Origin of the sequence: Glycocaulis abyssi (assembly GCF_041429775.1) — a bacterium.
GTDB lineage: Bacteria > Pseudomonadota > Alphaproteobacteria > Caulobacterales > Maricaulaceae > Glycocaulis > Glycocaulis abyssi.
Window position 1 is genome coordinate 682,647 of sequence record NZ_CP163421.1, and the last position, 22,871, is coordinate 705,517.

Annotated in this window: 23 protein-coding genes; all 23 read left to right on the plus strand. The window is 62.7% G+C overall.

All coding sequences use genetic code 11. The annotated features are described in order from the left end of the window. Positions 1-2: 2 nt before the first annotated feature. Positions 3-581: an NADH-quinone oxidoreductase subunit B family protein gene (locus AB6B38_RS03425; RefSeq protein WP_127567190.1), complete on the plus strand. Its 579-nt coding sequence runs from the start codon at positions 3-5 to the stop codon at positions 579-581. Between the two features lie 31 nt (positions 582-612). After that, a complete protein-coding gene (locus tag AB6B38_RS03430) occupies positions 613-1,218 on the plus strand; it encodes an NADH-quinone oxidoreductase subunit C (RefSeq protein ID WP_371394355.1) in 606 nt (201 codons plus the stop codon). A gap of 120 nt (positions 1,219-1,338) precedes the next feature. Continuing rightward, complete coding sequence (locus AB6B38_RS03435; RefSeq protein WP_371394356.1) at positions 1,339-2,541, plus strand: NADH-quinone oxidoreductase subunit D; 1,203 nt, start codon at positions 1,339-1,341, stop codon at positions 2,539-2,541. Further along, positions 2,541-2,915, plus strand: a complete 375-nt coding sequence (locus tag AB6B38_RS03440; protein ID WP_371394357.1) for a nuclear transport factor 2 family protein — start codon at positions 2,541-2,543, stop codon at positions 2,913-2,915. The genes AB6B38_RS03435 and AB6B38_RS03440 overlap by 1 nt, the downstream gene beginning before the upstream one ends. Before the next feature lie 5 nt (positions 2,916-2,920). Beyond that, positions 2,921-3,814, plus strand: a complete 894-nt coding sequence (gene nuoE / locus AB6B38_RS03445) for an NADH-quinone oxidoreductase subunit NuoE (RefSeq protein WP_371394358.1) — start codon at positions 2,921-2,923, stop codon at positions 3,812-3,814. Continuing rightward, positions 3,814-5,115 carry an NADH-quinone oxidoreductase subunit NuoF gene (gene nuoF, locus AB6B38_RS03450; RefSeq protein WP_371394359.1) on the plus strand — a complete coding sequence of 434 codons (1,302 nt, stop codon included), beginning with the start codon at positions 3,814-3,816 and terminating at the stop codon, positions 5,113-5,115. The genes nuoE and nuoF overlap by 1 nt, the downstream gene beginning before the upstream one ends. Positions 5,116-5,121: 6 nt before the next feature. After that, positions 5,122-5,418, plus strand: a complete 297-nt coding sequence (locus AB6B38_RS03455; protein WP_371395065.1) for a YciI-like protein — start codon at positions 5,122-5,124, stop codon at positions 5,416-5,418. Positions 5,419-5,446: 28 nt separating this feature from the next. Beyond that, positions 5,447-7,558, plus strand: coding sequence for an NADH-quinone oxidoreductase subunit NuoG (nuoG, locus tag AB6B38_RS03460; RefSeq protein ID WP_371394360.1), 2,112 nt, complete (start codon positions 5,447-5,449; stop codon positions 7,556-7,558). Between the two features lie 6 nt (positions 7,559-7,564). After that, the gene (nuoH, locus tag AB6B38_RS03465) at positions 7,565-8,617 is read left to right on the plus strand and encodes an NADH-quinone oxidoreductase subunit NuoH (RefSeq protein WP_127567170.1); all 1,053 of its coding nucleotides are present in this window, start codon (positions 7,565-7,567) and stop codon (positions 8,615-8,617) included. A gap of 9 nt (positions 8,618-8,626) precedes the next feature. Next, positions 8,627-9,115, plus strand: a complete 489-nt coding sequence (nuoI, locus tag AB6B38_RS03470) for an NADH-quinone oxidoreductase subunit NuoI (RefSeq protein WP_127567168.1) — start codon at positions 8,627-8,629, stop codon at positions 9,113-9,115. A gap of 103 nt (positions 9,116-9,218) precedes the next feature. Then, positions 9,219-9,827 carry an NADH-quinone oxidoreductase subunit J gene (locus AB6B38_RS03475; RefSeq protein WP_371394361.1) on the plus strand — a complete coding sequence of 203 codons (609 nt, stop codon included), beginning with the start codon at positions 9,219-9,221 and terminating at the stop codon, positions 9,825-9,827. After that, positions 9,827-10,138, plus strand: a complete 312-nt coding sequence (gene nuoK, locus AB6B38_RS03480; RefSeq protein WP_371394362.1) for an NADH-quinone oxidoreductase subunit NuoK — start codon at positions 9,827-9,829, stop codon at positions 10,136-10,138. The genes AB6B38_RS03475 and nuoK overlap by 1 nt, the downstream gene beginning before the upstream one ends. 10 nt (positions 10,139-10,148) lie before the next feature. After that, the gene (gene nuoL, locus AB6B38_RS03485; RefSeq protein WP_371394364.1) at positions 10,149-12,122 is read left to right on the plus strand and encodes an NADH-quinone oxidoreductase subunit L; all 1,974 of its coding nucleotides are present in this window, start codon (positions 10,149-10,151) and stop codon (positions 12,120-12,122) included. Positions 12,123-12,124: 2 nt separating this feature from the next. Next, positions 12,125-13,639 (plus strand): NADH-quinone oxidoreductase subunit M, encoded by a 1,515-nt coding sequence (locus AB6B38_RS03490; protein ID WP_371394365.1) that lies wholly within the window; start codon positions 12,125-12,127, stop codon positions 13,637-13,639. Between the two features lie 19 nt (positions 13,640-13,658). Continuing rightward, the gene (gene nuoN / locus AB6B38_RS03495; protein WP_371394367.1) at positions 13,659-15,110 is read left to right on the plus strand and encodes an NADH-quinone oxidoreductase subunit NuoN; all 1,452 of its coding nucleotides are present in this window, start codon (positions 13,659-13,661) and stop codon (positions 15,108-15,110) included. A 3-nt stretch (positions 15,111-15,113) separates the two neighbouring features. After that, on the plus strand, positions 15,114-15,848 hold the full coding sequence (locus AB6B38_RS03500; protein ID WP_371394368.1) for a biotin--[acetyl-CoA-carboxylase] ligase: 735 nt from the start codon (positions 15,114-15,116) through the stop codon (positions 15,846-15,848). Positions 15,849-15,853: 5 nt separating this feature from the next. Then, positions 15,854-16,636, plus strand: coding sequence for a type III pantothenate kinase (locus AB6B38_RS03505; protein ID WP_371394369.1), 783 nt, complete (start codon positions 15,854-15,856; stop codon positions 16,634-16,636). A 63-nt stretch (positions 16,637-16,699) separates the two neighbouring features. Further along, entirely contained in the window at positions 16,700-18,313 is a 1,614-nt protein-coding gene (locus AB6B38_RS03510) for a ribonuclease J (RefSeq protein ID WP_371395066.1), read from the plus strand. Positions 18,314-18,326: 13 nt separating this feature from the next. Beyond that, positions 18,327-18,755 (plus strand): methylmalonyl-CoA epimerase, encoded by a 429-nt coding sequence (mce, locus tag AB6B38_RS03515; protein WP_371394371.1) that lies wholly within the window; start codon positions 18,327-18,329, stop codon positions 18,753-18,755. Continuing rightward, positions 18,755-19,132, plus strand: coding sequence for a DUF1467 family protein (locus AB6B38_RS03520; RefSeq protein ID WP_371394372.1), 378 nt, complete (start codon positions 18,755-18,757; stop codon positions 19,130-19,132). The genes mce and AB6B38_RS03520 overlap by 1 nt, the downstream gene beginning before the upstream one ends. A 310-nt stretch (positions 19,133-19,442) precedes the next feature. Beyond that, complete coding sequence (proS, locus tag AB6B38_RS03525) at positions 19,443-20,777, plus strand: proline--tRNA ligase (protein WP_371394373.1); 1,335 nt, start codon at positions 19,443-19,445, stop codon at positions 20,775-20,777. Then, entirely contained in the window at positions 20,774-22,099 is a 1,326-nt protein-coding gene (locus AB6B38_RS03530; protein WP_371394374.1) for a lipoprotein-releasing ABC transporter permease subunit, read from the plus strand. The genes proS and AB6B38_RS03530 overlap by 4 nt, the downstream gene beginning before the upstream one ends. Next, positions 22,092-22,772, plus strand: a complete 681-nt coding sequence (locus AB6B38_RS03535; RefSeq protein WP_371394375.1) for an ABC transporter ATP-binding protein — start codon at positions 22,092-22,094, stop codon at positions 22,770-22,772. Before AB6B38_RS03530 ends, AB6B38_RS03535 begins: the two co-directional genes overlap by 8 nt. Positions 22,773-22,871: the final 99 nt, after the last annotated feature.

Consider the following 22,871-nt stretch of genomic DNA (forward strand, 5'->3'; position numbering starts at 1 on the left):
TCATGGCGAACCCCACCGTTCCGGCCCCCACAGTTCCGGCAATGTCTGCGGCGCGCACCGGCGTTCCCGCTTACGATCCGAAAAAGCACGACCCGTTCTTTGACGGCCTGTCCGACCAGCTGGCCGACAAGGGCTTCCTGGTGGCGCGCGCCGACGATCTCATCACCTGGGCGCGCACCGGCTCGCTGATGTGGATGACGTTCGGTCTGGCGTGCTGCGCGGTCGAAATGATGCAGGCGGCCATGCCGCGCTATGATCTCGAACGCTTTGGCGCCGCCCCGCGCGGTTCACCGCGTCAGTCCGACGTGATGATCGTCGCCGGCACGCTCACCAACAAGATGGCTCCGGCCCTGCGCAAGGTCTACGACCAGATGCCAGAGCCCCGCTACGTCATCTCCATGGGCAGCTGCGCCAATGGCGGCGGCTATTACCATTATTCCTATTCCGTGGTGCGTGGCTGTGACCGGATCGTGCCGGTAGACATCTACGTGCCGGGCTGTCCGCCGACAGCTGAGGCGCTCGTCTATGGCATCCTCCAGCTGCAGAAGAAAATCCGCCGCGAAGGCACGATAGAGCGCTAGTAAGAACCATCAGAGCAAGCGAGCCCCTCCCTTGAGCAAGCCCGATACCCTCTCAGAACTGGCCGCGCACATCTCCGACGCGCTGAACGAGGATGTGCGCGAGCACGCGATTGCCCATGGCGAGCTGACGCTGACCATTCATCGTGACCGGGTGAAAAAGGTGCTGCGCTTCCTGCGTGATGACCCGGCCTGCCGGTTCACGACGCTGATTGATATTTGCGGGGTGGACTGGCCGTCGCGGTCTGACCGGTTTGACGTGGTCTATCACCTGCTGTCCATGCACCAGAATACACGCATCCGGGTGATGCTCGCCGTGGCCGAAGACACCAGTGTCGAGAGCGTGGTGGATATCTTCCCGGCCGCCAACTGGTTCGAGCGCGAAGCGTTCGACATGTATGGCATCGTCTTTGATGGCCACCCGGATCTGCGCCGCATCCTCACCGATTACGGGTTTGAGGGCTTCCCGCTGAGGAAGGACTTCCCGCTGACCGGCTTTGTCGAGGTGCGCTATGACGCAGCGCAAAAGCGCGTGGTCTACGAGCCGGTGAACCTGATCCAGGAATACCGCGACTTCGATTTCCTCTCGCCCTGGGAAGGCGCCAAGCTCGTCATTCCCGGCGACGAGAAAGCGCAGTGAGTGGGTAGTGAAAGACATGAGCATCGCCGCCGCACGCCACTTTGAAGACCGGACGCCAGAGCGCGCCCGTTATTCGCTACTCACTACTCGCTACTCGCTCTTGCACGGAGGTGCGCCGCTGTGACCGATACGCCAGCCACCGAAGACATCCGCAATTTCACCATCAATTTCGGCCCCGTTCACCCGGCCGCGCACGGCGTGCTGCGCATGGTGCTGGAGCTGAATGGCGAGGTGGTCGAGCGCGTTGATCCCCATATCGGCCTGTTGCATCGCGGCACCGAGAAGCTGCTGGAGCACAAGACCTATCTGCAGGGCATCGGCTATTTCGACCGGTTGGACTATGTCGCGCCGATGAACCAGGAGCACGCTTTCTGCCTGGCGGTGGAGCGGCTCGCCGGCATCCCTGTCCCGAAGCGCGGCCAGTATGTGCGCGTGCTCTATTGCGAGATCGGCCGCATCCTCAATCATTTGCTGAACGTCACCACGCAGGCGATGGACGTTGGCGCGCTCACCCCGCCGCTCTGGGGCTTTGAAGAGCGCGAAAAGCTGATGATCTTCTATGAGCGCGCGTCGGGTGCGCGCCTGCACGCGCACTATTTCCGCCCCGGCGGCGTGCATCAGGACCTGCCGCAGGAACTGGTCGATGACATCGCCAGATGGTGCGAGGCTTTCCCCAAGGCGCTCAACGATATCGACGCGCTGCTGACCGACAACCGCATCTTCAAGCAACGCAATGCCGATATCGGCGTCGTGTCGAAGGAAGATGCGCTCGCATGGGGTTTCTCCGGCGTGATGGTGCGCGGTTCCGGCATGGCCTGGGACTTGCGCCGCGCGCAGCCCTACGAGGTCTATGACGAGCTCGATTTCAAGATCGCGATTGGCAAGAACGGTGATTGCTATGACCGCTATCTCGTCCGCATGGAAGAGATGCGCGAGTCCTGCAAGATCATGCAGCAATGCTGCGAGTGGCTCTCCAAGCCTGAAAATCAGGGCGAAGTGCTGCCGACCGATACCAAGTTCGCGCCGCCGCGCCGGGCCGAGATGAAGCGCTCCATGGAAGCGCTCATCCACCACTTCAAGCTCTACACCGAAGGCGTGCACGTGCCTGAGGGGCATTGCTACGCCGCCGTGGAAGCGCCCAAGGGCGAGTTTGGCGTGTATCTGGTCGCTGATGGCTCCAACAAGCCCTACCGCGTGAAAATCCGCGCGCCGGGCTTTGCCCACCTTGCGGCCATGGATCACCTCAACAAGGGCCACATGCTGGCCGATGTGTCGGCCATTCTCGGCTCGCTCGACATCGTGTTCGGGGAGGTCGACCGGTAATGCTCGCCGCCCACGCCATCGCTGACGCGGCCACTGGCCCCGCACGCCTCGCTGAAGCCCAGCTCGCCGCTTACAATGCACGCGATCTGGACGCGTTCTGCGCGTGCTTTGCCGATGACGTAGAAGTCTATGATTTCCCCGGCGTGCTGAGCCTGAAAGGCCGCGAAGCATTCCGCGCGCGCTATGTCGAGCGGTTCAAGGCCGAAGGGCTGGAAGCCATCGCCGTGCACCGCGCCGTGATCGGGTCTCGTGTGATCGACCATGAGCGCGTCTGGCTGGAAGGCCGGGGCAAGTCTGCTCCGATTGATCTTGTCGTCATCTACACCGTGCGCGATGGGCTTATCGCGCGCGTCGACTTCATAAGGGAAGGGTAGCCGGGATGAGCGTGCGCCGTCTTGCAGCCGCCGAAGTGCAACCGGAAAGCTTCGCGTTTTCAAAGGAAAGCGAGAAGAAGATCACGTTCTGGATGAACAAATATCCGGAAGACCGGAAGGCATCTGCCGTAATTCCGCTGCTCTGGCTGGCCCAGAAGCAGGAGGGCTGGGTATCCGAACCGGCCCTGCGCGAGATCGCGGCGCGCTGCGAGATGCCCTATATCCGTGTCTACGAGGTCGCGACCTTCTACACCATGTTCAACCTGGAGCCGGTGGGTGAACACTTGATCCAGGTGTGCGGCACAACGCCGTGCTGGCTGCGCGGGTCTGATGATCTCAAAGCCGTGTGCGAAAAGCGCATCGGGAAGAAGGGCCGCGGCAATGTCAGCGCCGATGGCAAGTTCTCCTGGGAAGAGGTGGAGTGCCTCGGGGCCTGCTCCAACGCACCCATGGTCCAGATCGCCAACAAGGATGGCGATTTCTACTATGAGGACCTGACGGGCGCCGCGCTGGAGCAGATCCTGGACGATCTGGCAGCGGGTAAACCTGTCGAGATGGGGCCGGTGACGGGGCGCAAATGCTCCGAGCCGACCGAGGCGGACGTCGCCGTTCTGGCTGATGCTGAGCTGTATGATGGCAGCCGGGCCAAGCCGATGCCCTATCTGCCCAATACGCCGGAGGCGAAAGCCGCCGAAGAGGGTGAGGACCCGGCACCGGTCAAGAAGGGCCGCCCGGCCCGTAAGCCTGCTGATGCCGACGAGGCTGGCGGTGCGGTGAAGAGCGCGCCGCGCAAGACGGCCAAGGCCGCGCCGAAAGCCGCTGCCAAACCGGCGGCCAAAAAGACGCCCGCAAAGAAGCCGGCTGCGAAAAAGCCCGCCACGAAGAAGGATGCTGAATAATGCTTCTTCACGATAAAGACCGGATTTTCACCAATCTCTATGGCCGCCATGACTGGCGCCTTGAGGGTGCAAAGAAGCGCGGATGCTGGAACGGCACGGCCGAAATCCTGCAGCAGGGGCGTGACTGGATCATCGACGAGATGAAGGGCTCTGGCCTGCGCGGACGCGGCGGGGCAGGCTTCCCGACGGGCCTGAAATGGTCGTTCATGCCCAAGGAAGTCGGCGCGCGCCCGCACTATCTGGTGGTCAATGCGGACGAGTCCGAGCCCGGCACCTGCAAGGACCGGGAGATCATGCGCAATGATCCCCACCATCTGATCGAAGGCTGCCTTATCGCCAGCTTCGCGATGCAGGCCCATGCCTGCTACATCTATCTGCGCGGCGAGTACGTGCATGAGCGCGAGCGCATGGAAGCCGCTGTCGCCGAGGCTTATGAAGCCAAACTCATCGGCAAGGACAATGTGAACGGCTGGGATTTCGACGTCTACATCCATCACGGCGCAGGGGCCTATATCTGCGGCGAGGAAACGGCGCTTCTTGAAAGCCTTGAGGGCAAGAAGGGCCAGCCGCGCATGAAGCCGCCATTCCCGGCTGGCGCGGGCCTCTATGGCTGCCCGACCACCGTGAACAACGTGGAATCCATTGCCGTTGCGCCGACAATCCTGCGCCGGGGCAAGGAGTGGTTCCTCCAGTTTGGCCGTCCGAACAATTCCGGCACCAAAATCTTCTCCATTTCCGGCCATGTAAACGCGCCGTGCAATGTGGAAGAGGCGATGTCGATCCCGCTTAAAAAACTGATCGACACCTATGCCGGCGGTGTGCGCGGCGGCTGGGATAATCTGAAAGCCGTGATCCCGGGCGGCTCGTCCGTGCCGCTGATCCCCAAAGAGATCTGCGACGACGTGCTGATGGATTTCGACGCGCTGCGCGATGTGAAATCGGGCTTGGGCACCGCTGCCGTCATCGTGATGGACAACTCCACTGACGTGGTGAAGGCGATTGCCCGCATCAGCTATTTCTACAAGCACGAAAGCTGTGGCCAGTGCACGCCGTGCCGTGAGGGCACGGGCTGGATGTGGCGCGTGCTGGAGCGCATGGCGCGCGGCGAGGCCGAGATCGGCGAGATCGATGATCTCTTGGACGTGGCGGGCCAGGTGGAAGGCCACACGATCTGCGCGCTCGGCGATGCAGCGGCTTGGCCGGTGCAGGGCCTGATCCGCCATTTCCGCCACGAGATCGAGGACCGGATCAATAATTACCGCGCCGGCAAGCCGGTGTTTGTCCCGGTCGCAGCGGAGTAGGGCATGATGAAACACTTCATCCTCTTCTACGAAACCGCGCCGGACTATATGGAGCGCCGGGGTGAGTTCCGTTCGGTGCACCTCAATCTCGCGCGCGAATTTCAGGCGCGCGGCGAGCTGGTGCTGGCCGGTGCGCTGGCCGACCCCGCCGATGGCGCGGTGCTGGTGTTCAAGGGTGAAGACAAGAGTGTGGCCGAGCGTTTCGCGCAGGAAGACCCGTATGTACAAAACGGGCTGATCGCGAACTGGCGCGTGCGTGAATGGACAACCGTAGTGGGCGAAGGCGCCCTGACGAAAGTTTGATGCCCGAAGGGGCCGTGGAGCAGGTTTGATGAGCGATAATACGCGCACCATCATCATTGACGGCGAAGAGATCACAGTCCCGCAGGATTACAACCTGCTGCAGGCTGCCGAGGCGGCGGGGCGCGAGATTCCGCGCTTCTGCTACCATGAGCGCCTGTCGGTGGCCGGCAATTGCCGCATGTGCCTTGTGGAGCTGGTCGGCGCGCCCAAGCCGGTGGCGTCCTGTGCCTTCCTGGTGCGTGACATGCGCGGTGGCCCCAATGGCGAGCCGCCCGCGATGCGCACGCTCTCCCCGCTGGTCAAAAAGGCGCGCGAAGGGGTGATGGAGTTCCTGCTCATCAACCACCCGCTGGATTGCCCGATCTGTGACCAGGGCGGTGAGTGCGACCTGCAGGACCAGTCGCTCATGTATGGCCGCGCCACGTCTCGCTTTGCCGAGAACAAGCGCGCGGTTGAAGAAAAATACATGGGTCCGCTCATCAAGACGGTGATGACGCGCTGCATCCAGTGTACGCGCTGTGTGCGCTTTGCCACCGAGATTGCCGGTGTGTCCGAGCTGGGCGCCATCGGGCGCGGCGAGGACATGGAGATCACGACCTATCTGGAACAGTCCATGACATCGGAGCTCGCCGGCAATGTGATCGACCTGTGCCCGGTCGGCGCGCTCACCTCGCGCCCCTATGCCTTCAATGCGCGTCCCTGGGAGCTGAACAAGACCGAGACCATCGACGTGATGGACGCGATTGGCTCCAACATCCGTGTGGATAGCCGCTCCGGCGCGGTGCTGCGCATCATGCCGCGCATCCATGAGGGCGTGAACGAGGAGTGGATCTCCGACAAGACCCGCTTTGTGTGGGACGGGCTCTCCCGCCAGCGCCTCGACAAGCCCTATGTGCGCAAGAACGGCAAGCTGACCGCCATCGGCTGGGATGAGGCACTGACCGTTGCGGCAGAAAAGCTCTCCGGCAAGCCGGAGAAGATCGGCGTAATCGCTGGCGATCTGAACGATGCCGAGGGCCTGAAAGCGGCCAAGGACCTGTTCGATGCGCTGGGCGTCAAATCGCTCGATTGCCGTCAGGACGGCTCCAGGATCGGCGCCGGCCCGCGTGAGAGCTATCTCTTCAACACGACGATTGCCGGTATCGACAAGGCCGATGCCATCCTCTTTATCGGCGCCAATCCGCGCCTTGATGCGCCGGTGCTCAACGCCCGTATCCGCCAGCGCTGGCTGAATGGCCAGCTCGATGTGGCGATGATCGGCGAGGCGGTTGATCTGACCTACCCCTATGAGCATCTGGGCAGCGGCCCGGATGCCATTGGCGCGCTCGCCAGGAAACGCTCCGGCTTCATCAAGACGCTCAAAGACGCCAAGAACCCGATCATCATTCTCGGCAGCTCTGCCACGGCCCGCGCTGATGGCGCACAGGTGCTGCGTGCGGCAGGAGAGCTGGCGAAAGCCGCTGGTGTGGTGCGCGGGGACTGGAATGGCTTTTCGGTGCTGCACACGGCGGCGAGCCGCGTGGGCGGGCTTGATCTGGGCTTCCTGCCGGGCGAGGGCGGACGCGACACTACGGCCATTCTGGACGATGCCAATGAGGGCAAGCTGGATACGGTGGTATTGCTCGGCTCGGACGAGATTGATATGGCCAAGCTCGGCAAGGCTTTCGTCATCTATGTCGGCCATCACGGCGATGCCGGTGCCATGCACGCCGATCTGATATTGCCGTCAGCGGCTTACACCGAAAAGCCGGGGCTTTACGTGAATACCGAAGGCCGTGCGCAGATTGCCGAGCGGGCTGTGTTCCCAAAAGGCGAAGCCAAAGAGGACTGGGCGATCTTCCGCGCGCTGTCGGCGCGTCTGAACAAGACGCTGCCCTATGACAGCCTGAATGCGCTGCGGGCAAAGCTGATCGAGGAGATCGAGAGCTTCGGCCAGATCGACCATGCGCCGGGCGCAGAAGGCGCGGCCAGCTTTGATCCGTCCACGCTGGGCGAGGCGGGCGATGTGTCGGCTGATCCGTTCGCAAGCCGGGTAAGCGATTTCTACCTGACGAACGCCATCGCGCGGGCGTCTAAAACGATGGCGGAGTGCTCGGCTGCGGCGAAGGCCGCGCGTGCCACGCTGCAGGCAGCGGAGTAGGGGCTGATGAACGATTTCGTCACCGAATTCGGTCCGGTCTGGGGCACGGCGCTGGCGGTTGGCCAGATCCTCGCCTTCATGGTCGTGCTGCTCCTGTCGCTGGCCTTCCTGCTGCTGATGGACCGCAAGGTCTGGGCGGCGGTGCAGATGCGCAAAGGCCCGAACGTGGTCGGCGCGTTCGGCTTGCTCCAGTCCTTCGCTGACTTCCTGAAGTTCGTGCTGAAGGAAATCGTCATTCCGGCCGGCGCGGACCGCCCGCTGTTCATTCTGGCGCCGCTGATAACCTTTACCCTCGCCTTCATAGCCTGGGCGGTGATCCCGGTTGCGCCGGGCTGGGTGATCTCCGACATTAATGTCGGCATCCTCTTCCTGTTCGCGATTTCCTCGCTTGGCGTTTACGGCATCATCATTGGCGGCTGGGCTTCCAACTCGAAATATCCCTTCCTTGGCGCGCTGCGCTCTGCCGCGCAGATGGTCTCCTACGAGGTCTCCATCGGTTTCGTGATCGTCACCATCCTCCTGATGGCCGGCACGATGAACCTCTCCGAGATCGTGATGGCGCAGGCCGGCGGCTTCTGGAACTGGCACGTATTGTCGTTTGATCTGTTGCCCTGGCCGGTCTTCGTCATCACCATTCCGATGTTCGTGATCTTCTTTATCTCGGCGCTGGCAGAAACTAACCGCCCGCCGTTTGACCTGCCGGAAGCGGAATCCGAACTGGTGGCGGGCTATCAGGTGGAATACTCCTCCACGCCCTACCTCCTCTTCATGATCGGCGAATATCTCAACATCGTGCTGATGTGCTCGCTGATGACCGTGCTGTTCCTCGGCGGCTGGCATGCGCCCTTTGATGTCGCGCCCTTCACCTGGATACCGCCGGTCTTCTGGTTCGCGCTCAAAGTGCTGTTCCTGTTCTTCATGTTCGCCATGGTGAAGGCGCTCGTACCCCGCTACCGCTATGACCAGCTGATGCGTCTGGGCTGGAAAATCTTCCTGCCGACCTCGCTCGTCGCGGTCGCGGTGATGGGCGCTGTCGTTGTCTACTCGAATGCAAGCTAGGACAATCCAATGAGCCGTATCGCCCAAACCCTGCGCGGAGCCGCCCTGATGGATTTCTGGGGCGCGTTCGGCCTTGGCATGCGCCAGCTTTTCACGCCGAAGCCGACCGTGAACTATCCGTTCGAGAAGGGCCGCCTTAGCCCGCGTTTCCGCGGCCAGCACGCGCTGCGCCGCTACGCCAATGGCGAAGAGCGCTGCATCGCGTGCAAGCTGTGCGAGGCGGTGTGCCCGGCGCAGGCCATCACCATCGAAGCCGAACCGCGCGAGGACGGCTCACGCCGCACCACGCGCTACGATATCGACATGGTCAAATGCATCTATTGCGGCTTCTGCCAGGAAGCCTGCCCGGTCGATGCCATCGTGGAAGGCCCGAACTTCGAGTACGCGACCGAAACGCGCGAAGAACTCTACTACGATAAGGACAAGCTTCTCGAGAACGGGGATCGCTGGGAACGTGAGATTGCCCGCAACCTCGAACTCGACGCCCGCTACCGGTAACGCTAGAAGGGCGCCCAACTCATATTAACCCGGCCCGGAAAGCCTTTCCGGTGCTGTTATTGACCAGACAGCCCACAGCCCGTTCGGGCCCAAGGGGGGGACCATGCTGCAGGCAGCGGCGTTTTACATTCTGGCAGGGACGGCGGTTATCTCCGCCTTCATGGTGGTGGCCGCACGCAATCCCGTGCGCGCCGTATTGTTCCTGATCCTGACCTTCTTCTCGGCGGCGGGCCTGTTCGTGATGCTGGGGGCCGAGTTCCTCGCCATGCTGCTGGTCATTGTCTATGTCGGCGCGGTGGCGGTGCTCTTCCTCTTCGTCGTGATGATGCTGGATGTGGACTTTGCCGCGCTCAAAGAGGGCTTCCTCAACTATCTGCCGCTAGGTGGCGCGGTCGCGCTGGCGCTGGTGGGCATTCTGTCCCTGACGGGCATCACCTGGGTGGTGTCGGATACGGCGGGCGCTGCGCTGCAGACGCCTGTGCCGGCGGACATGACGAATGCCGAGGCGCTCGGCTCCATCCTCTATGACCGCTACGTCTTCTTCTTCCAGCTGGCCGGCCTTGTCCTGCTGGTGGCGATGATTGGCGCCATCGTGCTCACCTTGCGTCACCGCGAGGGCGTGCGCCGCCAGAACATCGCGCGCCAGGTGCAGCGCCGCCGCGAGGAAGGCGTCGAGCTGGTCGAAGTCAAATCGGGCGAGGGGATCGGCTAATGTTCGAGATTGGTCTGGGACACTATCTGACGCTGGCCGCGATCCTGTTCACGATTGGCGTGTTCGGCATTTTCGTGAACCGCAAGAACGTCATCATTCTCCTGATGTCGATCGAGCTGATCCTGCTGGCGGTGAATGTGAACATGGTCGCGTTCTCTGCCCATCTGGGCGACATGACAGGGCAGGTCTTCGCGATGCTGATCCTCACGGTCGCAGCGGCTGAAGCCGCTGTCGGCCTTGCCATCCTCGTCGTCTTCTTCCGCAACCGCGGTGATATCGCGGTTGAGGGCGTCAACCTGATGAAGGGCTAGAGCGGCTATCATGGCTTTTATCGTCGTTTTCGGACCCCTTCTGGCAGCCATCATTGCCGGCCTGTTCCATAAACAGATCGGCACGCGCGCCAGCCAGCTCATCACCACCGGGGCCACGATTGCCGCCGCCTTGGCATCGGCATGGCTGTTTGTGGACGTGGCAATTCTCGGCAATGCGCGCACCTACGAGCTCGCGCAGTGGATGGCCGTCGGCAATTTCGACATTAGCTGGGACATCCGGCTGGACTCGCTCTCGGCGGTAATGTTGGTCGTCGTGACCAGCGTGTCCGCGCTCGTGCACGTGTATTCGTGGGGCTATATGGCCGACGACCCGCACCGCGCGCGCTTCTTTGCCTATCTGTCGCTCTTCACCTTCGCCATGCTGTCGCTGGTGACGGCTGACAACTTCCTGCAGATGTTCTTCGGCTGGGAGGGCGTCGGCCTCGCCTCATATCTGCTGATCGGCTTCTGGTACAAGAAGAAGTCGGCCAATGACGCGGCGATCAAGGCGTTCGTCACCAACCGCGTGGGCGATTTCGGTCTGGCGCTGGGCGTGATGGCGGTGTTTGCCGTGTTTGGCACGCTCGATTTCGATGCCGTGTTTGGTCAGGTCGATGACGGCACCGTCCAGACGCTCACCCTGTTCGGCCTCGAATTCATGGCGCTGGAGCTGATTGCCTTCCTGCTCTTCATCGGGGCGATGGGCAAATCGGCGCAATTCTTCCTGCATGTCTGGCTTCCCGACGCGATGGAAGGCCCGACGCCGGTCTCCGCCCTCATCCACGCCGCGACCATGGTGACGGCGGGCGTGTTCCTGGTCTGCCGCTGCTACCCGATCTACGAGCTGGCACCGAACACCTCGGCCATCATCACCTTTATCGGTGCGACGACGGCGCTGTTTGCCGCAACGGTTGGCCTTGCACAGAACGATATCAAGCGCGTGATCGCGTACTCCACCTGCTCGCAGCTGGGCTACATGTTCTTCGCGGCGGGCCTTGGCCTCTACTCGGCGGCCATGTTCCACCTGTTTACGCACGCCTTCTTCAAGGCGCTGCTCTTCCTGGGTGCCGGTTCGGTCATTCACGGCCTCCATCACGAGCAGGACATGCGCAATATGGGCGGCATCTACAAGCTGCTGCCCGTGACCTGGATCATGATGATTATCGGCACGCTAGCCCTGACGGGCGTGGGCATTCCGCTGCTTAATCTCGGCTTTGCCGGCTTCTACTCGAAAGACATGATTATCGAGGAAGCCTTCATGGCGGGCGCGGACGGCGTGGCCTTTGGTTATTTCGCCTTCATGGTGGCCATCATCGCGGCGGGCCTGACCTCCTTCTACTCCTGGCGCCTCATCTTCATGACCTTCCACGGCAAGTTCCGCGGCGACAAGCACACGCTTGACCACGCCCATGAAAGCCCGTGGATCATGATCGTTCCGCTTCTGCTGCTGGCCGTTGGCGCGGTGTTCGCTGGCGGTCTCTTCCGCAGCGATTTCGTGGCGCGCGGCGCGCTGGAATTCTGGGGTGGCAGCCTGCCTGCCGGGCCTTACGCCGAGGGCAATTACGGGGAGGGGGCCACCGGCCACCATCCGCCGACCTGGGTGCTGTTCAGCCCGATTGCGGTGACGGTGGTCGGCTTCGTGCTGGCCTACTGGTTCTACGTGGTGAAGGAAGGTCTGCCCGCGAAGATCGCTGCGCGTGGCGGTCCGCTTCACAGCTTCCTCGCCAATAAATGGTATTTCGACGAGATCTACGACTTCATCTTCGTGCGCGGCGCGCGCGGACTTGGCGACCTGTTCTGGAAGGTGGGCGACCGGCGCATCATTGACGGGCTTGGCCCGGATGGCGTTGCCGGGACCGTCATGCAGGCGGGCCGCCGCATTGTGCGCCTGCAGTCGGGCTATCTTTATCACTACGCCTTCGTGATGCTGATCGGCGTTCTGGGCCTTGCCGTCTGGCTGGTCGCGCGGGCCGGGGGACAATAGGCATGCTGGGACAACTGCCCATCCTTACTGCGCTGACCTTCCTGCCTGCGCTGGGCGCGGTGGCGATACTGGTGCTGCGTGCGCTGATGCGTTCAGAGGACCGCCCGGCGCTGGACCGCAATGCGCGCGGCGTAGCCCTGTTCGTGACGCTGTTCGTGTTCGCGCTGTCGATCCTGCTCGTGCTGGAGTTTGATACCGCCCAGCCCGGCTTCCAGTTTGTCGAGACGGCCGACTGGCTGACCGCTCTGGGTATCAATTACCGCATGGGCGTGGACGGCCTGTCTGTCCTGTTCGTCCTGCTGACCGCCTTCCTGATGCCGATCTGCATTCTGGCAAGCTGGAAGCTGGAAAAGCGCGTGGCCGACTACATGGCCGCTTTCCTGCTGCTCGAAGCGCTGGTCATCGGCATTTTCTGCGCGCTCGACCTGGTCCTCTTCTACATCTTCTTTGAAGGTTCGCTGATCCCGATGTTCCTCATCATCGGGGTGTGGGGCGGGGCCAACCGCATCTACGCGGCGTTCAAATTCTTCCTCTACACCTTCCTCGGCTCGGTGCTGATGCTGGTGGCGATGATCTACATGTTCGTTGTGTCCGGCACGACCGACATCACGGTTCTGCTGCAGCATGAATTCCTGCGCGATGCGCAGATGTGGCTATGGCTCGCCTTCTTCGCCTCGTTCGCGGTGAAGATGCCAATGTGGCCGGTTCATACCTGGCTGCCCGATGCGCACGTGGAAGCGCCCACGGCCGGCTCGGTCATCCTGGCGGGCATCCTCCTGAAGCTCGGCGGCTACGGCTTCCTGCGCTTCTCCATTCCCATGTTCCCCGACGCCAGCGCCTTCTTTGCGCCGATGGTGATGGTGCTGTCGGTCATCGCGATCATCTACACCTCGCTGGTCGCCTTCCGGCAGACCGATATCAAGAAGCTGATCGCCTATTCGTCGGTCGCCCACATGGGCTTCGTGACAATGGGTATCTTCACGATGAACGTGCTGGGTGTGCAGGGCGCGATCTTCCAGATGATCTCGCACGGCGTCATCTCCGGCGCGCTCTTCCTGTGCGTCGGCGTGATCTATGACCGCTTCCACACCCGCGACATCGCCTTCTATGGCGGGCTTGTGCACAAAATGCCGGTCTATGCCGCCTTCTTCGCCCTGTTCACCATGGCCAATGTCGGCCTGCCGGGCACTTCGGGCTTTGTCGGCGAGATCATGACCATGATGGGCGCGTTCGAGTATGACCCGCGCGTCGCTTTTGGTGCTGCCTTCGGCGTGATCGTCTCTGCCGTCTACATGCTGACCCTCTACAAGAAGGTCGTGTTTGGCGAGATGACGAACCCGAAACTGGAATCGGCCACCGATCTCGACTGGCGTGAATGGATCAATCTGGGTGTGCTGGCTTTCCTGGCCATCTGGCTTGGCTTCTTCACCACGCCGATCACCGACATCACCACCGCTTCGGTCGAAGCGCTGATCTCGCAATATCAGGGGGCGCTGGCCGCCTCCGCCAACCCGTAAGCTTCAAGGCTTGATGCCCATGACCGGATCCATGCTTCTTGCCGATCTCAGCCTCATCGTTCCTGAGCTGATCCTCGCCGTTGGCGCCATGGCGCTCCTGCTGGCGGGTGTCTTCATCAAGGGTGAGGAAACGGCCGCGCGTCTGGTCTCGCTGGCCTCGATGGGGCTTCTGGTGCTGTGCGCGGGCGTGGCGGTGTTCCTGGCCCCGCAAGGTGGCGGCACGGCCTTCTACGGCGCGTTCGTGCTCGACAGCTTCTCGCTCTACGCCAAGGCGGTCGTCTATCTCGCGGCGGCTATCGCCCTGGTTCTGGCCGGACATTATCTGCGCACCGAGCGCCTGGCGCGTTTCGAGTTCCCGGTGCTGATCCTGCTGGCGACGCTTGGCATGTCGGTCATGGTCTCCGCCGGTGATCTCATCGCGCTCTATCTCGGCCTCGAGCTGCAATCGCTGGCGCTCTATATCCTCGCTGCCTTCAACCGTGACAGCCTTCGCGCCTCGGAAGCCGGCCTGAAATACTTCGTGCTCGGCGCGCTCTCCTCCGGCCTGCTGCTCTACGGCGCGTCGCTGGTTTACGGCTTTGCTGGTTCCACCGAGTTTGGCGCGATCGCGCTGGCCGCAGAGAACCCATCTGTCGGCCTCATCTTCGGCCTGGTATTCGTGGTCTCCGGCCTCGCCTTCAAGATCTCCGCTGCGCCCTTCCACATGTGGACGCCGGACGTCTATGAGGGCGCGCCGACACCGGTTGCTGCCTTCTTCGCGACCGCGCCGAAGCTTGCCGCCATGGTGCTGCTCATCCGCGTGCTGATGGAGCCGTTTGGTGCCATGGCAGACCAGTGGCAGCAGATCACCATCATTCTGGCGATCCTTTCCATGGGCATCGGCGCGCTGGGCGCGCTGCTGCAGACCAACATCAAGCGCCTGATGGCCTATTCCTCTATCGGCAATATGGGCTATGCGCTGGTTGGCCTGTCTGCGGCCAGCGAGGCGGCGGTGTGGGCGGTGCTGCTCTACATGACGCTCTATGTGATCGGTGTGGCTGGCGCGTTCGGCGTCATCCTCTCCATGCGGCGTGCTGAGGGCATGGTGGAGCGGATCGAGGATCTGGCGGGTCTCTCCAAGTCCCGCCCCGGCCTCGCGCTCGCCTTTACCGGCCTGCTGCTGTCCATTGGCGGCATGCCCTTCCTCGTCGGCTTCTTCGGCAAGCTGTTCGTGTTCTACGCTGCCGTGCAGGCGGGCCTTGTCTGGCTGGTGGTACTGGCCGGTATCTTCTCCACCGTCTCGATCGCCTACTATCTGATGATCCTGAAGCGCGTCTGGTTTGACGAACCCACGGGCGGCGAGTTCCTCAACCCGCCCGCCAGCGTGGCCGTCATCACGCGCGTGACCGGCATTGCGACCGTGGGCCTGCTCCTGCTGGTGCCGTTCATGCTTACCCGTGTCATCGAGGCGGGCTCGGCCATTGGCGGCTAGAGCGTGCTACGCATCGACCACCACGCCGAGATTGACTCCACCAATGAAGAGGCCCGCCGCCGGGCGCTATCGGGCGAGCGCGGGCCGGTCTGGATACGCGCCGACCTGCAGGGCGCCGGGCGAGGACGGCGTGGACGGGAATGGGTCAGCAAGCCGGGTAATCTCTTCATCACCGGACTTTATGTGCTCGACACCAGCGCCGGAGATGCGGCGCGCCTCTCCTTTGCGGCAGCCTTGAGCGTTGCCGATCTGATCGAGGAGCTCAGCCCCGGCCTGAACCCGCGCCTGAAATGGCCCAATGACGTACTGATCGAGGGCCGCAAGGTGTGTGGCATATTGCTGGAATCGGGCGCAGCGCCCGGCGGCGGTCTGTGGCTCGCCGCCGGTATTGGCGTGAACCTCGCCCATCACCCGGAAGATTCCGAGCGCCCTGCAACCAGCCTTGCCGCCCATGGTGCGGCAGTTGATCCGGCGCATGCCGGAGAGCGGCTGGCCCATCATTTCGACACCTGGCTGCAGCGCTGGCAGGGGGCGGGCTTTGCGCCGATACGTGATGCCTGGCTTGCCCGCGCGCACGGGCTTGGCGAGCGGGTCGTCGCGCGGCTGGAGAATGAGACGGTGGAAGGCATATTCGCCGATCTGATGCCCGATGGCGCACTGCGGCTGGATTTGGCAGATGGCACAAGACGGCTTATCTCCGCAGGCGATGTCTTCTTTCCGGCTAACCTACAAGGCTGAACGCGATGCTGCTGGCGATTGATTGCGGCAATACCAATACGCTGTTTGCCGTCCATGACGGGCAGGACTGGCGTGCGCAATGGCGCACCGCCACCTACAGCCCGCGTACGGCAGACGAGTATGCGGTCTGGCTGGCCCAGCTGATGAGCCTGCAGGGGCTGAGCTTCGACGATCTCTCGGCCTGCGTCATTTCATCGGTGGTGCCGCAATCGCTGTTCAATCTGCGCAATCTGTCAAAGCGCTATCTGAAGACCGATCCGGTGGTGATCGGTGATACGGGCGTCAATCTCGGCATCAGCGTCAATCTGGACCGGCCGGGAGAGGCGGGCGCGGATCGTCTGGTCAATGCGCTGGGCTGCAAGGTGAAATATCCCGGCCATCTCATCATCGTGGATTCCGGCACGGCGACGACTTTCGATATCGTGTCCGCCGACGGTGTGTTTGAGGGCGGCATCATCGCGCCCGGCATCAACCTCTCCATGCAGGCTTTGCACAATGCGGCGGCGCAGCTGCCGCGTATCGCCATAGAGCGGCCAGAGCGTGTTATCGGGAAGAACACAGTAGGTGCCATGCAGTCTGGCGTGTTCTGGGGCTATATCGACCTCATAGACGGGCTGATCGGGCGTATCCGCGCCGAATACGGCCAGCCCATGAGTGTTATCGCAACCGGCGGCGTGGCGTCACTCTTTGAGGGCGCCTCGCGCGCCATCGATCATTTTGACGCGGATGTGACCATCCGCGGCCTTCTAGAAGTCTGGCGCCTCAATAGCGTCCGCAAAGGAGCCTGAGGCGTGAGTGAGAGTGAAAACACGGTCTATTTCCTGCCGCTGGGCGGTTCAGGCGAGATCGGCATGAATCTGAACCTCTACGGCTTCGGGCCGGAAGAGGACCGCAAATGGATCATCGTTGATTGCGGGGTGACATTCGGTGATCTGACGACGCCCGGCGTTGACGTCATCATGCCCGACCCGCGCTTCATCGAAGAGCGCAAGCACCAGCTTCTCGGTATCGTGCTGACCCACGCCCACGAAGACCATATGGGCGCGGTGGCCTATCTGTGGGAGCGGCTACGCTGCCCCATCTGGGCTACGCCCTTTACCGCCTATCTGATGCGTGACCGGCTGGCCGAGCGTGGCCTGTCGAATGAAGCCAAGGTGCGCGAGATTTCGCTGACCGGCCGGTTCGATATCGGCCCGTTCGACCTTGAACTCATCACGCTGACCCACTCCATCCCTGAGCCGAACGGTCTAGCCATCCGCACACCTGCGGGTCTGATCCTGCACACCGGCGACTGGAAGATCGATCCCGAACCCCTGATCGGCGCGCCAACCGATCCCGAAGCCATCAAGGCGCTGGGCCGTGAGGGCATTCTGGCCATGGTGTGTGACAGCACCAATGTGTTCACGCCAGGCGAAGCGGGCTCTGAAGCCGGCGTACGCGAAAGCCTGACCAAGGTCATCGCCGAGCAGAAGGGCAAGGTGGCGATTGCTGCCTTCGCCTCCAACGTCGCACGCCTTGAAACGGCTATCCTGGCGGCTGAGGCCAATGGCCGGCGCGTCTGCCTGGTTGGCCGCTCCATGCACCGCATGGCGGGTGCGGCGAAGTCTGTGGGGCTGTTGCAGTCCTGCGCGCCCTTCGTCGAAGAGGAAGAGGCTGGCTATTTCCCTAGCGACAAGATCGCCTTTGTCTGCACCGGATCACAAGGCGAGCCGCGAGCCGCGCTCTCGCGTATCGCTGACCGTTCGCACCGCAATGTGACCCTCACCGACGGCGATACGGTCATCTTTTCCTCGCGCGTGATCCCCGGCAATGAGCGCAGTATCTATGATCTGATGAACAGGCTGGCCCTGCGCGGCGTGAAGATCATCACCGAGCGCGACCGGCATATCCACGTCTCCGGCCATCCCTGCCGCGATGAGCTCAAGCAGATGTATGAATGGGCGAAGCCGAAAGTGGCGATCCCCGTGCATGGCGAGGCGCGCCATCTGATCGAACACGCGGCCTACGCCAAGCAGCTTGGCGTGCCCTCCGCCGTCATTCCGGCGAATGGCAGCCTGATTGCCATCAATGCGGACGGCGCGCGCATTATCGATGAGGCACCGGCAGGCCGCCTGCATCTCGATGGCAATTTCATCGTGGATGCCGAGGCGAGCTCCATGCGCGAACGGCGCAAAATGGCCTATGGCGGCGCGATCAGCGTGGCGATGGCTGTCTCCGGCAAGGGCGAGATCGTGTCCGGTCCGGACCTGCGGGCGCTGGGCGTACCCGACACGGGCGGTGATGATATGGATGAATTCCTCGACGCTCTGGCCGATGCCGCCGAGCGTGCCTTTGCCAAAATGGGTAACAAGGCGCGCCGCGACGAGGACGAGGTGGAGGAAGTGGTGAGACAGGCCGTGCGCCGCGAGGCCAACCGGCTCTGGGGCAAGAAGCCCATCGTCGAAGCCATGGTATTGATGGTCTAGGGAAGGCGTGTCCATGAAAATCGGACGATTGAACCATGTCGGCGTAGCCACGCCGGACGTGAAGGCGGCGGCGAAAACCTATGCCGATCTCTATGGCGCGACAGACGCGACCGAGGCGAAGGATTTTCCGCATCTGGGTGTGCGCGTCGTGTTCGTCTCCGTGCCGAACATGCAGATCGAGCTGATCGAACCGCTGGGCGCTGACAGCCCGATCCACAAATTCCTGGAGAAGAATCCGAAGGGTGGCCAGCACCATATGTGCTTTGAAGTCAGCGACATAGTGGCAGCACGTGATGCGATGCGTGAACGCGGCGCAACAGTGCTCGGCACCGGCGAGCCCTATATCGGCGCGCACGGCGTGCCGGTGATCTTCGTCCACCCCAAGGATACGGGCGGCGTGCTGGTCGAGCTGATGCAGGCACCGGGCGAGGGAGCGCACTGATGGCAGAGCGTTTCCCCATCACCGTCCAGCCCGCCTTTCGCTATCTCGCCATATTCCTCGCCGTGCTGGCGCCGGTGATCATGTTTGCCCAGCTATTCACCCCCTCTGGCGAGGTTGGCTTCGTTGAAGGGCTGGTGGTCTATCTCATCACCTGGTGGATCGTGATTTTCACCGTGCTGCCCTTTCGCATACAGGGACAGTACGAGACCGGCGAGATCGTCGAGGGCTCCGAACCCGGTGCGCCGGTGAATCCGCGCCTGAAGGAGAAAGCCTTCCTGACCACTGTCCTGACCAGCGTGCTCTGGCTGGTTTTCTTCGCGGTGATGGAGCTGGGGATTATCGACCTCAACACGCTCTGGGGTCCGGAGTACCGGTAGCCTGCAGTCTGGCTTGCCTGCATTGTCATCACCCGGCTTGTGCTGGTGATTCATGCTCGGAGCGTGCTGCTCTTTCCTTCCCCGTTTACGGGGGAGGTGCCTTCGAAGAAGGCGGAGGGGGGAAGTTTTCGTTTTACCCCCCCCTCGGTCCTTCGGACCACTCCCCCCGCAGGCGGGGGAAGAAACCCTGAAGGCGCGGGCCATGACACGTTTCAACCACCTTAGCCGCAATGCGTGCCTTGCGGGTGTTGACGGTGCGGTCTAATCGTTGATCCAGTTGTTCAACCCGCCCTGACGCGAGACCGTTTCCATGCGCCTTAGCCGCTTTTTCCTGCCCGTCCTGAAGGAAACGCCTGCCGATGCGCAGATCGTCTCGCACCGGCTGATGCTGCGTGCCGGGATGATCCGGCAGGAAGCCGCCGGCGTTTATTCCTGGCTGCCGCTGGGCTTCCGGGTGCTCAAGAAAATCGAACAGATCGTGCGCGAGGAACAGGACCGGGCAGGGGCGATCGAGCTGCTCATGCCGACCTTGCAGCCGGCCGATCTCTGGCGCGAGAGCGGGCGCTATGACGGCTATGGCAAGGAGATGCTGCGCATTGTCGACCGCCATGAGCGCGACCTGCTCTACGGGCCGACCAATGAGGAGATGATCACGGCGATTTTCCGCTCATACTGCCGGTCCTACAAGGACTTGCCGAAGATCCTTTATCACATCCAGTGGAAGTTCCGCGACGAGATCCGGCCCCGATTCGGCGTGATGCGCGGGCGCGAATTCCTGATGAAGGACAGCTATTCGTTCGATCTGGACGAGGCATCGGCCCGCCGCGCCTATAACCGCATGTTCGTGGCCTATCTCAACACGTTCGACCGGCTGGGCCTGAAAGCCGTGCCCATGCGCGCCGATACCGGCCCTATCGGCGGTGATCTCAGTCACGAATTCATCATCCTGGCCGAGACCGGGGAGAGCGAGGTGTTCTGCGATTCAGCCCTCGTCGATATGGGCGCGCCGGGTCTTGATGTGGACTTTGAGGGCGATCTCCAGCCGCTCGTTGATGCGCGCACCTCGCTTTATGCCGCGACCGAGGAAATGCATGAGGCGGACCGCTTTGCATCGGAAGTGCCTGAGGAGCGGCGCCTTTCGGCGCGCGGCATTGAAGTGGGCCATATCTTCTATTTCGGCACCAAGTACTCGGAGCCGCTGGGCGCGAACGTCACCCATCCTGACGGCAAGGACCGGCCGGTCCATATGGGCTCCTACGGGGTAGGCGTGTCACGGCTTCTGGGCGCGATCATCGAGGCGCACCATGACGAGGCCGGGTGTATCTGGCCGGAAAGCGTCGCGCCCTTCGGCGTGGGCATCATCAATCTCAAACCCGGTGATGCGGATACCGATGCGGCCTGCCAGAGCGCCTATGACGCGCTGGTGAAGGCTGGCAAGGACCCGCTGCTTGACGACACCAATGAGCGTCCCGGCGGCAAGTTTGCCACCATGGACCTGATCGGCGTGCCCTGGCAGCTCATTATCGGCCCGCGCGGGCTGAAAGAGGGCAAGGTGGAGATCAAGCGGCGCGCCACCGGCGAGCGCTTTGAAGCCAGCCTTGAAAGCGCACTCTCGCAGCTCACGACCGTGCAGGCGGGCAAATGAGCGCAGCGAAAGCACAGCCAGGCAATAGCAAAGGCGCAGGCGCGTTCAGCGCCTGGGAATTCCTGCTGGCTTTCCGTTATCTCAGAACCCGGCGCAAGCATGGCGGGGTGACGCTGATATCGGTGATTTCCTTCATCGGCATCACGCTGGCGGTAACCGCCCTGATTGCCGTCATGTCGATCATGAATGGCTTTCGCCACGAATTGCTGTCGCGCCTTCTGGGCGTGCAGCCGCATGTCTATGTCTACACCGCTGAAAGCGCGGCGCTGACGGGTGATCTGGTGGACCGGATCAATCAGGTGCCGGGCGTGCGCCAGGCCGGACCGATCATCGCGGCGCAGGCCCTGATCAGCTCCGAGCGTGCCGCCTCCGGCGCGCAGGTGATCGGCGTGCGTCCCTCTGATCTCAGCCAGTTCGACCTCATTGCCGGTGAAGGTGAGGCCGCTGCGGCGGGCGGCGGCATCGTGCAAGGGTCTGCCGATAATTTCGGTGTCGGCCATAATGGCGGCGACGGCATATTGATCGGTTCCGGCATCGCCGCACAGCTGGGCGTCAGCGCGGGCGACACGGTGACACTGCTGGCACCGCAGGGCGCGTCCACGCCCATGGGCACCGTGCCACGGCGCAAGAGCTATGTCGTGGAAGGCGTTGTTTCCATGGGCGTTCTCGATCTTGACCGGATCTATGTCTTCATGCCGCTGGAGCAGGCCGCCCTGTTTTTCGGACGATCGGGCGGGGCGGACTATATCGATATCCGCATCACCAATCCCGATGATCCCGAGGCGGTCGTGGCGGCGGTGCGCGAGCTGGTGCCCGCAGGCTCTGCCGTGTTCGACTGGCGCCGGCAGAACCAGTCTTGGTGGACGGCGCTGCAGGTGGAACGCATGGCGATGCGGATGATCTTGTCCATCATCGTGCTGATTGCGGCGATGAACATCATTTCGGGCCTTGTCATGCTGGTGAAGAACAAGAGCCGCGATATCGCGATCCTGCGCACGATGGGCGCGACGCAGGGCGCGGTGATGCGCGTATTCCTCATCTCCGGCGCGGCCATCGGCGTGCTGGGTACTATTACGGGCATCATTCTGGGCGTGCTGATCGCCATATTTATCGGCCCGATACAGGATTTCCTCGCCTTCGTGACGGGCGTTGATGTGTTCGATCCGTCGGTCTACATGCTCTACCGCCTGCCTGCCCGGCTGGACTGGGCTGAAGTGGCGTTCGTGGCCGTGTGGGGCTTTGCCACCGCGCTGATCGCCACGCTGCCGCCATCCTGGCGGGCAGGGCGGATCGATCCGGTGGAGGCGCTGCGCTATGAGTGATCCGGCTCTCTCCATTCGCGGCCTGGTGCGCCAGTACCAGACCGATGCCGAGCTGATCGAGGTGCTGAGCGGCGCCGATCTCGACCTGATGCCCGGCGAGCTGGTCGGCCTTGTCGGCCCCTCCGGTTCGGGAAAATCCTCGCTGCTGCACGCAGCGGCTCTGCTGGAAAAGCCCAATGCCGGGTCGGTGCGGGTTGCGGGCATTGACGGGTTGGCGCTGAACGAACGCGGACGTACCGCACTGCGCCGGCGGGAAATCGGATTTGTCTATCAATTCCACCATTTGCTGCCTGAGCTTGATGCGCTGGACAATGTTGCCCTGCCGCGCCTGATCGCGGGCGAGAGCAAGGCGAAGGCGCGTGGCAAGGCGCGCGACTGGCTGACCAAGCTCGGCCTTGGCGCCCGGCTCACACACCTGCCAGCGCAGCTTTCCGGCGGGGAGCAGCAACGCGTGGCCATCGCCCGCGCGCTGGTGGGCGAGCCGCGTGTCGTGCTGGCCGATGAGCCGACTGGCAATCTCGATCCGGCGACCTCCGATCAGGTGTTTGACGCGCTGGCGGCGGCGTGCCGCGAGGCGGGTGCGGCGGCTCTTGTCGCCACCCACAATCTCGCGCTTGCGGGGCGGATGGACAGGGTCGTCACGCTGGAGAATGGCCGCGTTGTCGCGGCCTGACGGCATCCTGATTTTCCCATGAAATCAACGCGGACGGACTTTGTGCCCGCAGCTGGGCCGATTCTGCTTGACGGCGGAACAAAAGGCGAATATTTCAAG

Excerpts from the sequence above, each read along its gene's own strand:
- nuoL (WP_371394364.1), top strand. The coding sequence starts at position 10,149 with ATGGCTTTTATCGTCGTTTTCGGACCCCTTCTGGCAGCCATCATTGCC.
- AB6B38_RS03510 (WP_371395066.1), top strand. The coding sequence starts at position 16,700 with ATGAATCTGAACCTCTACGGCTTCGGGCCGGAAGAGGACCGCAAATGG.
- nuoE (WP_371394358.1), top strand. The coding sequence starts at position 2,921 with ATGAGCGTGCGCCGTCTTGCAGCCGCCGAAGTGCAACCGGAAAGCTTC.
- nuoK (WP_371394362.1), top strand. The coding sequence starts at position 9,827 with ATGTTCGAGATTGGTCTGGGACACTATCTGACGCTGGCCGCGATCCTG.
- AB6B38_RS03530 (WP_371394374.1), top strand. The coding sequence starts at position 20,774 with ATGAGCGCAGCGAAAGCACAGCCAGGCAATAGCAAAGGCGCAGGCGCG.
- nuoI (WP_127567168.1), top strand. The coding sequence starts at position 8,627 with ATGAGCCGTATCGCCCAAACCCTGCGCGGAGCCGCCCTGATGGATTTC.
- nuoF (WP_371394359.1), top strand. The coding sequence starts at position 3,814 with ATGCTTCTTCACGATAAAGACCGGATTTTCACCAATCTCTATGGCCGC.
- nuoH (WP_127567170.1), top strand. The coding sequence starts at position 7,565 with ATGAACGATTTCGTCACCGAATTCGGTCCGGTCTGGGGCACGGCGCTG.
- nuoG (WP_371394360.1), top strand. The coding sequence starts at position 5,447 with ATGAGCGATAATACGCGCACCATCATCATTGACGGCGAAGAGATCACA.
- AB6B38_RS03475 (WP_371394361.1), top strand. The coding sequence starts at position 9,219 with ATGCTGCAGGCAGCGGCGTTTTACATTCTGGCAGGGACGGCGGTTATC.
- nuoN (WP_371394367.1), top strand. The coding sequence starts at position 13,659 with ATGACCGGATCCATGCTTCTTGCCGATCTCAGCCTCATCGTTCCTGAG.
- AB6B38_RS03505 (WP_371394369.1), top strand. The coding sequence starts at position 15,854 with ATGCTGCTGGCGATTGATTGCGGCAATACCAATACGCTGTTTGCCGTC.
- AB6B38_RS03535 (WP_371394375.1), top strand. The coding sequence starts at position 22,092 with ATGAGTGATCCGGCTCTCTCCATTCGCGGCCTGGTGCGCCAGTACCAG.
- AB6B38_RS03455 (WP_371395065.1), top strand. The coding sequence starts at position 5,122 with ATGAAACACTTCATCCTCTTCTACGAAACCGCGCCGGACTATATGGAG.
- AB6B38_RS03490 (WP_371394365.1), top strand. The coding sequence starts at position 12,125 with ATGCTGGGACAACTGCCCATCCTTACTGCGCTGACCTTCCTGCCTGCG.
- AB6B38_RS03425 (WP_127567190.1), top strand. The coding sequence starts at position 3 with ATGGCGAACCCCACCGTTCCGGCCCCCACAGTTCCGGCAATGTCTGCG.
- proS (WP_371394373.1), top strand. The coding sequence starts at position 19,443 with ATGCGCCTTAGCCGCTTTTTCCTGCCCGTCCTGAAGGAAACGCCTGCC.
- AB6B38_RS03520 (WP_371394372.1), top strand. The coding sequence starts at position 18,755 with ATGGCAGAGCGTTTCCCCATCACCGTCCAGCCCGCCTTTCGCTATCTC.
- mce (WP_371394371.1), top strand. The coding sequence starts at position 18,327 with ATGAAAATCGGACGATTGAACCATGTCGGCGTAGCCACGCCGGACGTG.
- AB6B38_RS03440 (WP_371394357.1), top strand. The coding sequence starts at position 2,541 with ATGCTCGCCGCCCACGCCATCGCTGACGCGGCCACTGGCCCCGCACGC.